Origin of the sequence: Mycolicibacterium aromaticivorans JS19b1 = JCM 16368 (genome assembly GCF_000559085.1) — a bacterium.
Classification (GTDB): domain Bacteria; phylum Actinomycetota; class Actinomycetes; order Mycobacteriales; family Mycobacteriaceae; genus Mycobacterium; species Mycobacterium aromaticivorans.
Genome location: NZ_JALN02000001.1, coordinates 5,305,140 through 5,318,740, shown reverse-complemented (window position 1 = coordinate 5,318,740; position 13,601 = coordinate 5,305,140). Strand labels below are relative to the sequence as shown.

Here is a 13,601-nt window from a genome sequence, read left to right as displayed (position 1 = left end):
CGCGTGACTTCGAGCCCAACCCTGAAATCTGTAAATGCCCGTCTTGCTGAAGAACTCGCGGTCGCAGAGGCCCGGGTAGCCGCCGCTGTCCGGCTGCTCGACGAAGGTGCGACGGTTCCGTTCATCGCCCGCTACCGCAAGGAAGTCACCGGCAGCCTCGACGACGGCCAACTGCGCGACCTCGAGGAGCGGCTGCGCTATCTTCGCGAGCTCGACGAACGGCGGGACGCGGTGCTCGCGTCGATCGACGAGCAGGGCAAGCTGACCGACGAGCTGAAGGCCGCGCTGCTGGGCGCCGACACGAAGTCTCGGATCGAGGACATCTACCTGCCGTACAAGCCGAAACGGCGCACCAAAGCCCAGATCGCCCGGGAAGCCGGCCTGGAGCCGCTCGCCGATCGCCTGCTCGCCGACCCGGCCATCGCCCCAGAAGCCGTGGCTGCCGAATTCCTCACCGCCGACGTCGCCGACGCCGCGGCGGCACTCGACGGTGCGCGGCACATCCTCGTCGAACGGGCAGCCGAGGACGCCGAACTGGTGGGTGCGATCCGGACCAGGTTTTGGGCCGAGGGGGCGGTACGGACCGCACCGTTTTCCGACGAGGCCGCCAAGAGCCCAGCGGCACAGAAGTTTCGGGACTACTTCGAGTTCACCGAGCGGCTGGAGGACATGCCGTCGCACCGGGTGCTGGCGGTGCTGCGCGGCGAGAAGGAACAAGCCCTCGCGGTGCGCTTCGACGGCGGCAGCGACGACGCCTACGAGGTGATGGTCGCCAACGCCCTCGGCGTCGATCTGACCGCTCGAGCGGCGGCCACCCCCTGGTTGGCCACCACGGTCCGGTTGGCCTGGCGCACCCGGCTGATGATCTCCGGCGCAGTCGATGCCCGGATGCGGCTGCGTCAGCGAGCCGAAGAGGACGCGGTCGCCGTCTTCGCCAAGAACCTCAAAGATCTGCTGCTGGCGGCGCCGGCCGGTACCCGCACCACCCTCGGACTGGATCCGGGGTTCCGCACCGGGGTCAAGGTCGCCGTGGTCGACGACACCGGCAAGGTACTCGAAACCTGTGCGATCTACCCACATCAGCCTCAGCGCCAATGGGATTCGGCCAAGGCGACCCTGGCCGCGCTGGTCGCCCGGCACGGGGTCGAGCTGATTGCGATCGGTAATGGCACCGCGTCGCGAGAGACCGACGCACTGGCCACCGAACTCATCGCCGACATTCGCAATGCCGGGGCGAACGCACCGGCCAAGGCCATGGTCAGCGAGGCGGGCGCGTCGGTGTATTCGGCGTCGGCCTACGCCGCCCGTGAGCTGCCTGCCCTGGATGTGACGGTCCGCGGCGCGGTATCGATCGCCCGCCGCCTGCAGGATCCGCTGGCCGAACTGGTGAAGATCGAACCGAAGTCGATCGGCGTCGGCCAATACCAGCACGACGTCACCCCCGGCACCCTGGCCCGCAGCCTCGACGCGGTGGTGGAGGATGCGGTGAACGCCGTCGGGGTCGACCTGAACACAGCATCGGTTCCGTTGCTGTCGCGGGTGTCGGGGGTCTCCGAGTCGCTGGCCGAAGCGATCGTGGCCTATCGGGAGAAGACCGGACCGTTCCGCAGCCGTACCGCCTTGCTCGACGTTCCGCGGCTGGGCCCCAAGGCTTTTGAACAGTGCGCCGGCTTCCTGCGGATTCGCGGCGGTGACGACGCCCTCGACGCATCGGGGGTCCATCCGGAGGCCTATCCGGTGGTGCGGCGCATCCTGGACCGCTCAGGCATCACGATGGCCGAGCTGATCGGTAACGAACGAGCGTTGCGGACACTGCGGCCCGCCGACTTCGCCGACGACCGCTTCGGCGTGCCCACGGTGACCGACATCCTCGCCGAGCTGGAGAAGCCGGGCCGCGATCCGCGGCCGGCATTCTCTACCGCGACGTTCGCCGCGGGTGTGGAGAAGGTGGCCGATCTCAAGGTCGGCATGGTGCTCGAAGGTGTGGTGACCAATGTCGCGGCGTTCGGTGCCTTCGTCGACGTCGGCGTGCATCAGGACGGTTTGGTGCACGTCTCGGCGATGTCGGACCGATTCGTGTCCGATCCGCACGAAGTGGTGCGTTCGGGTCAGGTGGTCCGGGTGAAGGTCGTCGACGTCGATGTCGATCGGCAGCGGATCGGGCTCACTTTGCGGTTGGGCGATTCGCCCAAAGGTGATCAGCCGAAGCGGCCTGAACAGGGCACCCGGCCTACCCCAAGCCGGGAGCGACGCCAGCCCGCCCGCACAGACCACCGCCGGCGCGATGACAAGCGCTCCACCGGTTCGATGGCTCAGGCGCTCCGCGACGCAGGCTTCGGTCGGTAAGCCGGAGCCTTTTCGACCGTGCACGAAATGTTGCCGGAAAACGTTCACTGGTTCCGGGGATTCCCAGTGCACCCGCAGCCGGTATTCAATTCGCTACAAGATTCGGACACATTCCTGGGAATTCTCAGCCCGCATTTACCCATTACGCGACTGGGCATAAGAAAACGCGCTTGAACTGTGCTTATACCGCCACTTCGACGATAATCCGCCGCGCTGTGCGATATTTCACCGCAGCGGGTCCACGCGGAATTGAGAATCGCATTCACGCGCTATAGCGGCCATGACAGATACAATTTTTACTGAATCCATGAACCCGATCACGGTTCGCCGACACGGCGACCCGCGCGTGACCGGCACCGCGGTGGCGTTCACCGAACATCGGTACAACCAGGACGAGGTGTCAGCCCAGCTCACCTCGTTCGCCGAACCCGGCTTCGCGCGGTTCGCCGCCAGCAGCGGGGTCGAATACCGCAGCCTGGCACTGCCGTTGGAGCGCTACTCGGGGCTGACCGGTTTCACCGAGGCCAACGCGGCGTACCTCGAGGTGGCCGCGGAGCTCGGTGAGCAGGCCGTGCGGCGAGCGCTCGACGCCGCACACGTACGTCCCGACGAGGTCGACGCGATCGTGACGGTGTCGAGCACAGGGGTGGCGGTGCCGACCATCGATGCCCGGATCGCGTCAGCGGTGGGGTTGCGCCCCGACGTCAAACGCATCCCGTTGTTCGGGCTCGGTTGCGTGGCCGGTGCGGCCGGGCTGGCCCGAGTGCACGATTACCTGCGCGGCTTCCCCGATCAGGTCGCCGTGCTGCTGTCGGTGGAGCTGTGTTCCCTCACGCTGCAACGCGACGACACATCGATCCCCGCATTGATCGGTGTGTGCCTATTCGGTGACGGCGCGGCGGCCGTCGTCGCCGCCGGCGCCGATCGGGTGCCGGCCGGGCTCCCCCTTCATCCGGGCCCGCGCATTCTGGCGACCCGCAGCAGGCTGTTCGCCGACACCGTCGACGTCATGGGCTGGAACGTCAGCTCCAGCGGATTCCAGCTGGTGATGTCGCGTGACGTCCCGAAGATGGCCGACGACCATCTGCGCGACGAGGTCGACCGGTTCCTTGCCGACCAGGGATTGGCCACCGCCGACATATCGACCTGGGTGTGTCACCCCGGCGGGCCCAAGGTGCTCGACGCCATGCACAACGCGATCGGCACGCCACCGGAGGCGCTGCGGCACAGCTGGCAGTCGATGCGGGACAACGGCAACATCTCCTCGGCATCGGTTCTCGACGTCCTCGACCGCACCGTCGCCGACGGCCCCACGGCGGGTTCGCTGGGGCTGATGCTGGCGATGGGGCCTGGCTTCAGCTTCGAGCTGCTGCTGTTGGGTTGGTGAGCGAGGTGAGTATTTACTACCTGTTCATCCTGCTGATCGCAGTGGAGCGGCTCGTCGAGTTGGTGGTGTCACGTCGCAACGCCCGATGGTCGTTTTCCCAGGGCGGCAGAGAATTTGGACGTGGACACTATCCGGCGATGGTGACGATGCACACCGTGCTGCTCGCGTCGTGCGTAGCCGAGGTGGCGACCCAGCACCGTCCGTTCCTGCCGTGGCTCGGTTGGCCGATGGTGGCCGTCGTCGTGGCCAGCACGGTGGTGCGCTGGTGGTGTGTGGCCGTGCTCGGCAAGCACTGGAACCCCCGGCTGATCGTGATCAAGGGAGCTCCCCTGGTCAGCAATGGACCGTACCGATGGCTGCATCACCCGAACTACACGGCCGTCGCAGCTGAAGTGGCTGCGCTGCCGATGGTGCATTCGGCCTGGGTGACCGCGATCGTTTTCAGCATCGCCAACGCTGCGGTGCTGACCGTGCGGATTCGCGCCGAGAACACGGCGCTGGGGTATGCCTGAGGCCCGGCAGACTGTCTGGGTTGTCAGAGCCGCTGAATCGCAACGCCTTTCGCCGATGAGGCCGTTTCGGCTGCCCGCAAGGGTTTCGGGTGCTACGTTGGGTCCTTGTTGGAGTTGTGCACAGCCACACCAAGGGGCCTTCAATGAGCACTGCTGCCGAACGCGCCGACCAGCTCGCTTTGGTGGCACGGCTAAAGTCCGCGTATCCGGAACTGCCTGATGCTCCCACCCCGGATCTGCTCGACCACGCCAGGTTCGTCGCCTACATGAAGCCGGTGCACGATGTCGGCGGCGAACCGGACGCTCCGATGAAGTACGAGAACAAGGACTACGAGTACTGGGAGCACATGACGTACGTCATCTGCGAGGTGCTCGCGTGGCGCGGAATCTGGCTCTCCGAGGAACGGCGGCGGATCGGCAACGTCGACGTCCAGCGCGCCGTCTACCTCGGCTTCCCGTACTACGGCCGTTGGCTGCTGTCGGTGGCCCGGGTCCTGATCGAAAAGCACCACATCGGCCTCACCGAGTTGACCGAGCGGATGGCGGAGGTCAAGGAGCGCTACGCCGGCGGCCTGGAAGGAAAGGCGCTGGCGGCCAAGCCCAGATTCGAAGGCGACGGATCGCAGGTCAAGCGCAACAGTCACATCGTGCACGCCCAGGGGAAGGGCGACCCGCAGGTGTACGCAGGCAAGGCCGGCGAGCCGAGGTTCAAGGTCGGCGACGCCGTCGTCGTGCGCGAACTGCCGGTGCTGTTCTACACCCGCACCCCCGAGTATGTCCGCGGCGCCGCGGGCGTCATCGACGCGGTGGCCTATGAGAGTCCGGCCGCCGAGGACGAGACGTGGGACATCCCCGACGCCAAGCCCGAATGGTTCTACGTCGTCAAATTCAGCATGTCCGAGCTGTGGGACGACTTCAACGGCCCGGACAGCGACAGCTTGCGCACCGAAATCCCCGAGCACTGGCTTCAGCCCGCATAGGAACGGACGGACATGACCGACCACGGCCACGACCACGACCACGCCCGCACCGTCAAGCCGATGGTCGATGAGATCACCGACTTCGAGGTGCTCGAGATCGCGCTGCGCGAATTGTGCATCGAGAAGGGCATTTTCACCGCCGAGGAGCACCGCCGCTTCACCGAGTTCGCCGAGCAGATCGGCCCGACGCCGGCGGCTCGCCTGGTGGCCCGCGCCTGGCTGGATCCCGATTTCAAAGCCCTCGCCCTCGCCGAACCGATGACCGCCAGCAAGGAGGTCGGGGTGGACTGGCTCGAGCCGACCGGCTTCGGCACCCCCAGCGACTTCACCGCATTCCAGATCCTCGAAGACACCCCGGCCGTGCACAACGTGATCGTGTGCGCCCTCTGCTCCTGCTATCCGCGGCCCATCCTCGGCAACTCCCCCGAGTGGTACCGCACACCGAACTACCGTCGGCGGCTGGTGCGCTGGCCCCGACAGGTTCTCGCCGAGTTCGGCCTCTACCTCTCTGACGACATCGAAGTCCGTGTCCAGGATTCCAATCAGAAGCACCGCTTCATGGTCATGCCCATGCGACCTGAGGGCACCGACGGCTGGAGCGAAGACCAGCTGACCGAGATCATCACCCGGGACTGTCTGATCGGCGTCGCCCTGCCGAAGCCCGGGGTGACCACCAATGTCATCACCGCCACCCGCCCCGCCATGCATCCGGTCGGCGAATGAAACCCGAGCCTTTACAACGGATCGTCGACCGCAACCAGGTCTGGCCGGTCATGGCCGCCAAATATGGGGTGGAAAACCCCGTGCCGCCGTGGAAGACCAGCCTCGACGGGCTCTGTGACGCACTGGATCACGCGGCGTGCGCGACCGACCTCCCGACCTTCAAAGAACGCCGCGACGAAGAGGACGATCTGTCGGCCACCGTGTATTCCGACCTGCCCTACCCCGAGAGCCAGCTGGTCTCATTGGCGCACTCGCTGCTGTCCCGGGGCGTCATCACCGAAGACGAACTGCAGCAACGACTTTCCGCCGTCCGCACCCGCCTGGAGGCCTGACACCAGCGGGCGTGTCCCCCGATCGGTGGACAGCTCATTCATCCTGTGTTGCGGCCGATCGGTGGATATGGCAAGAAGCCCCGCCGGGTCATAGTTGGCTGGTGAGCCGTCAAGCAAGCGGCGGCTCCCCAACTCGAAGGATGACAACGGTGAACAGCGGCATGGTCTTGTCAAAGCGCACGGCAGCGGCTTCCGGCACAATCGGTATCCGCCCAGCGTATTTCGTCCAGCACGGAAACGGCATCTTCCGTCCCACCCCGTCGGCGGCGGCATCCGGGAGCGAGGGTCTGCTCAGCGGTCAGGCGATCGCCGGGCTCGCGGCATCGACGCTGGAACGCAAGTACGGCAGCGTCGGATACCTGCCCACCCGGCTGACGCTCGACCTGCTCAAACCTGCCCGTGCCGTTCCCACCCATACTCAAACCCGGCTGATCCGGCACGGAAACCGCATGCGTACCGCCGAATGCGACATCGTCCAGGACGACTGGATCGTGGCACGCGCAACTCTGTTGCAATACCGGCTTTCTCATACACCGGATGGGACGGACCCCGTGCCCGCACGGGCCGTCGGCATACCGTCCGACGCCGGGGACCAGAGCACTGCCGGACGCAAGCGCGCGTACTACGGCGGTCTTGACGCCGTGGCCGGTCTGCAGGCGACGCCCTTCGTCCGTGCGGCGGTGGTCGCCGAGGCCGCCGCGAACCTGGTGACCAATCTGGGCACCGGTGAGATCGGCTACCTCAACGGGGACCTGACGGTGGCCCTGTCGCGGTTGCCCCGCGGTGTTTTCATCGGCGTGCAAGCCGACACCCACTTCGCCGAGAACGGAGTGTCGGTGGGCAGCGCCACCCTCTTCGACGATGCGGGTGCATTCGGCACCAGCATGGTCACCGCGGTCGCCAATCCGGCGGCCCGCACGGGCACCCGCCCGCGCGACTGAGCATGGGCGGCGTCGGCCGAAACTAGAGTGCAGCAATGAGCCTCGTCACGTATCACCTGGAAGAACACGTCGCGACGATCACCCTCAACCGGCCCGAAGCCCGCAACGCCATCAACGGCCCGCTCCGCCAGGCCATCAATGCCGCGTGGGATCGGTTCCGGGACGAGGAGGAGGCCTGGGTGGGAATTCTGACCGCCAACGGCGACGTCTTCTGCGCGGGTGGTGATCTCAAGGACGGCGAGGGCTCGGTGGGCACCTTCGGCGGGACCTTCTGGGAGAAGCCGACGATCAATTCGTTCGAGTCCGGCATGGAACTCTTCAAGCCCACGATCGCCGCCGTGCACGGTCCCTGCGTCGGGTACGGGGTGACCGGAGTCCTGTTCTGCGACTTTGTGATCGCATCGACCGAAGCCACGTTCAGTTTCCCCGAGGTGTCGCTCGGCGTGCCGACCATCGTCGGTGCCATTCGGTTGCCGCACCGCGTCGGCTGGGCCAACGCCATGGAGCTGCTGCTCACCGGCAAGCCCATCAGCGCCGAGCGGGCCAAGGAGATCGGGCTGGTGTGGAAGCTCGTCGAACCCCAGGACCTGCAGGCCGAGGCCCAGGCGTGGGCCAGAACCCTGACCGAAGCCGCCCCGCTTGCGCAACGAGCCACCAAAGAAGTGGCCTGGCGGACCGCCGACATGGGCTGGATCGAGTCGGTGCGCTTCGGCGAGGTGATGCGCAGGGTAGCCGGCGCCACCGAGGACGTCGGCGAAGGCCTGCAGGCATGGCGAGAGAAGCGAAAGCCGCAGTGGAAGGGCCGCTGAACCCTAACTCGGCGGGTCGGGTGCCGGCACGTGCAACCACCGTTCGTAGCTGCCGGCGTAGGTGCCGTCGCGGAGCGCACCGGCCAGCCAGGCATCGGTCGCGGCAGCGATGGGGCTGCCCTTGGGCAGCAGATACGCCTTCGCCTCGGAGGTGAAGGGATCCGCGGGGTGCTCGGCTACCAACTCGGGGTGCAGCGACGACTGGTAGATGGCTTCGATGGCGTCGGTGACCATGACGTCGGCGCCGCCGGCCGCGAGCTGATCGAAGATGGTGGTGTTGTCCGGCCAGGTGATGAGCTGCGCCTCGGGCAGGTGTGTGCGGGCGAACTGCTCGTTGGTGCCGCCGTTGTTCTCGATGACACGCACACCAGGCTGGTTGATCTGCTCGATGCTGGCGAGCCGCTCGGTGTCGGCGGCCCGGACCAGCGCGGTCTTGCCGCCGGCCAGGTAGGGCCGGGTCACGTCGACGACACGGCGGCGCTCGGGGGTGTCGGTGATCCCGCCCATCGCGATATCGCATCGCCCCGGTGAGGTGAGGTCCGCCACGAGCGTCGACCAGGTCGTGGGCACGAACACCGCGGTGCGCCCGAGATGCTGGGCCAAATCGGCGGCCATGTCGATGTCGACCCCGCTGTACTGTCCTGTCGCCGGGTCGCGGTAAGTCAATGGTCGGTAGTCGCCGGTGGTGCAGACCTTCAGGATGGCCGGGCCGCCGGCCCTGGCGACCGCCGGCGCGACGCAGGCGGTGAGCGCCACGGTGATTGCGAGCGCGCCAAAGGTCAACGGCCGCATAAGATCACCGCAACCGCAGCGCATCGGAGAGGTATTCGGCGCGGCAGGCCCGCCGGGCCAGTTTGCCGCTGGTCGTGCGCGGAATGCCGCCCGCGGGCAGCAGCCGCACATCGGCGGCCTCGACACCGTGGCGCCGGAACACCGCCGACCGGATTGCTGCAATCGCCGTCGCCGGGTCGCTGCGACTGGTGCCTGCCGCCCGTTCGGCGATGACCACCAGCTGCTCTGTGGTGTCTTGCGTTGTCGCACCGGGCATCTGGTTTGCCGGAACGGTGAAAGCCGCCACGTACCCGCGCCGGACAAGGGATGAGGAATCCGCGGCGGTCTGCTCGATGTCGTGCGGATACAACGTCCGGCCGTCGAGCACCACGATGTCGGCGAGGCGCCCGGCGACGTAGAGTTCGCCGCCGCGATAGAAGCCGAGGTCGCCGGTGCGCAACCAGACGCCGTCGGCGGGCACGCCGACGGCGTGGCTGCCCTCGGACCGCCGGTGCGTGAGCTTCGCCCCGAAGACCCGCCGGCTTTCCTGCGGCTGCCCCCAATAGCCGCGGCCGACGTTGTTGCCGTGCAACCAGATTTCACCGATGCGGCCGTCGGGCAGTTCTCCGCCGGTCGCCGGGTCGGCGATCACCGCCCACAGGCTGCGAGCCACCTGGCCGCACGACACCTGGGTGACCGCGTCGGCGCCCTCGCCGGCCTCCTGCGCGATTCCCTGCGCCAACTGCTCGCGGTCCAGGCGAATGACGGTGGGCTGTGCGGTCGGTGCGATGGTCGCGACGAACAAGGTGGCCTCGGCGATGCCGTAGGACGGCTTGAAGGCCGTCGGTGGCAGACCATGCGGCGCGAACGCCTCGGAGAACGTGGTGATGGCGTCGGCGCTGACCGGTTCGGACCCGATGATCATCACCACGTTGCTGAGGTCGATGTCGTCACCGGCGTCGGGAACGCCGCGTGCGGCGGTCCACTCGTATGCGAAATTCGGTGCGGCGGTGATGACGTGGCCGTCCCGGGACGCATCGGAGAGCGCCCGGATCCAGCGTTGCGGTCTGCGGATGAAGGCGGTCGGGGACAGCAGGGTGGAATGTCCGCCGTACACCGTCGGGAAGCCGATCATCGACAAGCCCATATCGTGGTACAGCGGTAACCAGCTGACGCCGTGGGTGTTTCGGTCGAGCAGGTCTATCGACAGGATCATCTGGATCAAGTTGGTGCCAACGGCCCGGTGGGTGATCTCCACTCCGGCCGGCGGCCGGGTGGAGCCCGACGTGTACTGCAGATGCGACACGTCGTCGACGTCGACAACGGTCTCGACGAAGTCGGCGCCAGAGGAATCGGGAATGTCGTCGATGACGAGCAGCCGCGGTTGCCGGGCCGATGGCAGCTTGGCCAGAAACCCGCGCACACTGTCAGCGGCGGCCGCAGTGGTGAGCACCAGGGCGGGCTGCGAATCACCGAGCGCGGTGTCGAGACGTTCGGCGTGGCCGGGCAATTCAGGAGCGAACAGCGGCACCGCGATGGTTCCCGCCTTTATCGCGGCGAAGAATCCGGTGATGTAGTCCAGCCCCTGGGGCGCCAATATGGCGACCCGGTCACCGCGCGCAGCGCTGCGCTGTACATGGGCCGCGATCGCGCGCAGGCGTTCACCGAGTTGCGTCCAGGTCAGCTCGAAGACCGCCGGTTGGGCCGAGCGGCTGTAGTCGAGGTAGCGGTAGGCGACGGTGTCGCCGACGTTCGCGATGTTGCGGTCGATCAACGAGATCAGCGTCACGCCCGCCGGTAAGACGACGTTCCCGTCGGCGTCCAGGCAGTCTTCGATCCGAAGCAGACCCTCGGGTGCATCGACATGGCCGCGGTCCATGCCAGAAGTGTAGGGCGCTATCGTGAGTGCGATTTTCGACCACGACACCGAGGGAGAGCATGTCGAGCTGGATCGCCGAGCTGGTCCGACTCGACCGCAGCGAGCACACTTTTCGCGCATCGGCGGCCTATGGTGCGGGTCCCCGGCTCTTCGGCGGGTTGATCGCCGCGCAGGCGCTGGCGGCCGCGGGCGCCACCGTGGAACCCGGCCGGTTGCCACAGTCGCTGCATGCCTACTTCATCAAAGGCGGCCGAATCGGCGTCGACATCCACTTCACCGTCGAGATCACCCGGGACGGGCGTTCTTTCAACACCCGCCGTGTCACCGCTACACAGGATGGCGTCGCGATATTCGAAATGCTGGCGTCGTTCCACAAACCGGAGACGACTACCGACTGGCAGCTGCCGCGGGAACCACGGGTGCCGCTGACCGAGGCGACGATTCTCACACGACTGCCGGTCGAGTGGGCCGATCACTTCGACATCCGGCTCGCGCCAGGTCCGCAGAGCCGCGTCGACTGGCCCACCCAGCCGTTCTGGTTCCGCACCCGCGAACCCGTCGAGGACGACCCCCTGCTGCGGGCCTGTGCGCTGACCTTCATCTCTGACCTGGGCATGGTGTCCTCGGCGCGGCCGCCGGGGCCGGAGCTCCCCGGTCCGGGCGGTGCCGCCAGCCTCGACCACGCGGTGTGGCTGCACCGGCCGACCGACCCCCACCAGTGGCATCTCTACGACGCCACCGCGGTCAGTCACAGCGACGCGCGGGGGTTGGCGCACGGCTCATTTCAGCGTGATGACGGTACCCTGATCGCCAGCGTCGCCCAGGAATCTCTCTGGCGAACCTGAGCCCAGCTTTCTACGTGCCTATGGCGTGCGAATCCGCAGGCCACAGCAAGGCAGGACCCAGCGCACACACAGCCGGAAACAACGGTGTTTAGCAGAGACCGGCTACGGGAACAAACTCGCATTCGACCGCGTTGACGCGACGTCGAATGCGGAAACGAAAGGCACGGATCATGACGGTTGATTACGACGCCCCCCGCCGCACCCAGGCCGAGCCTGAGGAAGAGTCGCTTGAAGACCTGGCGGGACGGCGCAAAGATACGGCCACGGCCGTGATAGACATCGATGAGGCGGAAGCGGCTGATTCCTTCGAGCTGCCCGGCGCCGACTTGTCAGACGAAGAGCTCACAGTGCGCGTCGTCCCGAAGCAAGCGGACGAGTTCACCTGCAGCAGCTGCTTTCTGGTTCACCACCGCAGCCGGCTGGCGGACGCCGCCAGTCTGGTCTGCACCGACTGCGCCTAGCCGGCGGCCGGCAGGGTCCCGCCTAGCGGTGGGCGTGCTCGTCGTCGCGCCGTGAATATCTGCACGGCGGGTCGACGGCGCGCCCCCGCGTGACACTCAGGCGATGACGCGGACGAGGTAGGGCGCCATGTCTTTGGCGCGCACCGCGGACACCGCGACGACCGTGTCGGTGACTTCCAGCATCTGGTTGTTGCCCAGGAACATCGCGACGCTCTGGGTGCCGTCGGGCCCGTAGAAGATCAGATCCCCCGGCAACGCCTGGTCCGCGGTGACGTGCTGGCCGACCTTGTACATGTCTCCCGAGGAACGCGGCAGCTTGGCGCCGACGCCGGCGTAGATGTACTGGATCAGGCCCGAGGAGTCGAAACCGACGACCGCTGCGCTCGGGCCTTTGCCGAGAGTGGGTCCGTTGATGTCGCCGCCGGCCCAGGCGTAGGGCACGCCCCGCTGGGCGAGCCCGCGCTGGATCACCAGGTTGACGTACTGATCCCGGCCCACCGGAGCGGCGGTCGCCGTCGGGGCCACCAGGCCGGGAATGGCGAGCAGCATCATCAGGCTGATCGCCAGGGCGTAAAAGCGCTTCTTCATCATGATCTCCACCTTCCGGGCGCCTCCGAGCAAAGCTCCGTCCTCTTCACAGAGGTCACTTCTGTCACTTTCTACCGCAATCAGCTGACAGCCGCATACCACGCTGGCGGCCTGAACAGGCCTTTTAGCCGATCCGTGACGCAAAGGTGTCCAAAGCGGTGTGCATCCTTGCCCGATCGGTTGCGATCATGCCGCCGACGTCAGCAACGAGCAGAGCCCGGCGCCGGGGCGGTTCAGCGGCGGCGGTCGCGCACTCGATATGTCGACGGCCACGACTTGCGGGACTCGTCGCCGGTCAGCGTCATCCCCATCCCGCCGACTTTGACGTCGTAGGCTTCCTTGCCCGCGCCGACCTCGCGGTTGGCGTGCTCCTGAGCCAGGTAGTACAGCTCGTCGATCGCGGCTTCGCTGTACGCGACAAAGGACGTCTCGCGCACGACGTCGTCGCTGAGAACCATCGTGTCGGGCAGGATGCGCGAGGCGATCGCAGCCAGCCCCAGCAACGCGAACGGGATCACCCAGTAGCACAGCACGGACAGCGGGTTCGCGGAGTCGAGGATCGTGGCGTCCCCGGAGACGATCGGCGGGATCGCCGAGGACACCGTCATCCCCGCGAAAGCACCGATCCAGATCCAGGTCAGCAGCGACGTGATGGCCGTGAACAGCTCGCTGGTGACGATCTCCTCGGAGCGTCCGGCCGCGGCGAATCCCCGCACGAACGGCGCGCCGGCCAGCGCCCCGGCCAGCGTGATGACGAAGATCCCCGCAGTGCTCAGCGACAAGATCCACTGCTCCAAGAACCCATGGCTGGCCACGAAGGTCAGCACCGTCAGCACGAAGAACACAGCGACAGAACCGATTTCGAAGGTCAGACCGGCCACCTTCCTGGTGCGGCTCATCACCAGTCCGATGATCGCGACGGCGAGGGCCACCAGGACGGCCGTCGTGAACGGCGCATTGCCCACCAGAACCCAATAGACGATCCACGGCGCAAAGCCGACGAGAATACCCACGGTGGCCCAGTCTA

General features: G+C 66.9%; 13 protein-coding genes and 1 pseudogene. 10 read left to right on the top strand and 4 right to left on the bottom strand.

All coding sequences use genetic code 11. The features are described from left to right. The first annotated feature begins 3 nt into the window (after window positions 1-3). The 8 genes from Y900_RS25460 to Y900_RS25425 all read left to right on the top strand — a co-directional run bounded on the left by Y900_RS25460 (window position 4) and on the right by Y900_RS25425 (window position 8,030). Window positions 4-2,346 carry a Tex family protein gene (locus Y900_RS25460; RefSeq protein WP_036345209.1) on the top strand — a complete coding sequence of 781 codons (2,343 nt, stop codon included), beginning with the start codon at window positions 4-6 and terminating at the stop codon, window positions 2,344-2,346. Between the two features lie 280 nt (window positions 2,347-2,626). Continuing rightward, a complete protein-coding gene (locus Y900_RS25455) occupies window positions 2,627-3,733 on the top strand; it encodes a type III polyketide synthase (protein WP_081845233.1) in 1,107 nt (368 codons plus the stop codon). 11 nt (window positions 3,734-3,744) lie between these two features. After that, entirely contained in the window at window positions 3,745-4,245 is a 501-nt protein-coding gene (locus tag Y900_RS25450; protein WP_036347799.1) for an isoprenylcysteine carboxyl methyltransferase family protein, read from the top strand. A 143-nt stretch (window positions 4,246-4,388) separates the two neighbouring features. After that, a complete protein-coding gene (locus tag Y900_RS25445) occupies window positions 4,389-5,225 on the top strand; it encodes an SH3-like domain-containing protein (RefSeq protein WP_036345207.1) in 837 nt (278 codons plus the stop codon). A gap of 12 nt (window positions 5,226-5,237) precedes the next feature. Beyond that, the gene (gene scnC / locus Y900_RS25440; RefSeq protein ID WP_036345205.1) at window positions 5,238-5,948 is read left to right on the top strand and encodes a thiocyanate hydrolase subunit gamma; all 711 of its coding nucleotides are present in this window, start codon (window positions 5,238-5,240) and stop codon (window positions 5,946-5,948) included. Further along, window positions 5,945-6,280, top strand: a complete 336-nt coding sequence (locus tag Y900_RS25435) for a hypothetical protein (RefSeq protein ID WP_036345203.1) — start codon at window positions 5,945-5,947, stop codon at window positions 6,278-6,280. Before scnC ends, Y900_RS25435 begins: the two co-directional genes overlap by 4 nt. Window positions 6,281-6,429: 149 nt before the next feature. Next, on the top strand, window positions 6,430-7,221 hold the full coding sequence (locus Y900_RS25430) for an acyl-CoA thioesterase domain-containing protein (protein WP_237752647.1): 792 nt from the start codon (window positions 6,430-6,432) through the stop codon (window positions 7,219-7,221). 35 nt (window positions 7,222-7,256) lie between these two features. Continuing rightward, window positions 7,257-8,030, top strand: coding sequence for an enoyl-CoA hydratase/isomerase family protein (locus tag Y900_RS25425; protein ID WP_036345201.1), 774 nt, complete (start codon window positions 7,257-7,259; stop codon window positions 8,028-8,030). A gap of 3 nt (window positions 8,031-8,033) precedes the next feature. Here the strand turns inward: Y900_RS25425 and Y900_RS25420 are convergent, their stop codons facing one another. Beyond that, window positions 8,034-8,822 (bottom strand): transporter substrate-binding domain-containing protein, encoded by a 789-nt coding sequence (locus tag Y900_RS25420; RefSeq protein ID WP_051660260.1) that lies wholly within the window; start codon window positions 8,820-8,822, stop codon window positions 8,034-8,036. Between the two features lie 4 nt (window positions 8,823-8,826). Next, window positions 8,827-10,680, bottom strand: coding sequence for a fatty acyl-AMP ligase (locus tag Y900_RS25415; protein ID WP_036345199.1), 1,854 nt, complete (start codon window positions 10,678-10,680; stop codon window positions 8,827-8,829). Between the two features lie 59 nt (window positions 10,681-10,739). Between Y900_RS25415 and Y900_RS25410 the strand changes: the two genes are divergently transcribed. Next, window positions 10,740-11,525 carry an acyl-CoA thioesterase gene (locus tag Y900_RS25410; protein WP_036345197.1) on the top strand — a complete coding sequence of 262 codons (786 nt, stop codon included), beginning with the start codon at window positions 10,740-10,742 and terminating at the stop codon, window positions 11,523-11,525. 170 nt (window positions 11,526-11,695) lie between these two features. Further along, on the top strand, window positions 11,696-11,986 hold the full coding sequence (locus Y900_RS25405; RefSeq protein WP_036345195.1) for a DUF4193 domain-containing protein: 291 nt from the start codon (window positions 11,696-11,698) through the stop codon (window positions 11,984-11,986). Between the two features lie 102 nt (window positions 11,987-12,088). Here Y900_RS25405 and ripD read toward each other — a convergent pair. Beyond that, window positions 12,089-12,574: pseudogene (ripD, locus tag Y900_RS25400) on the bottom strand (NlpC/P60 family peptidoglycan-binding protein RipD); the annotation flags it as partial. A 233-nt stretch (window positions 12,575-12,807) separates the two neighbouring features. Beyond that, window positions 12,808-13,587 carry a hypothetical protein gene (locus tag Y900_RS25395; protein WP_036345194.1) on the bottom strand — a complete coding sequence of 260 codons (780 nt, stop codon included), beginning with the start codon at window positions 13,585-13,587 and terminating at the stop codon, window positions 12,808-12,810. Between the last annotated feature and the right edge of the window lie 14 nt (window positions 13,588-13,601).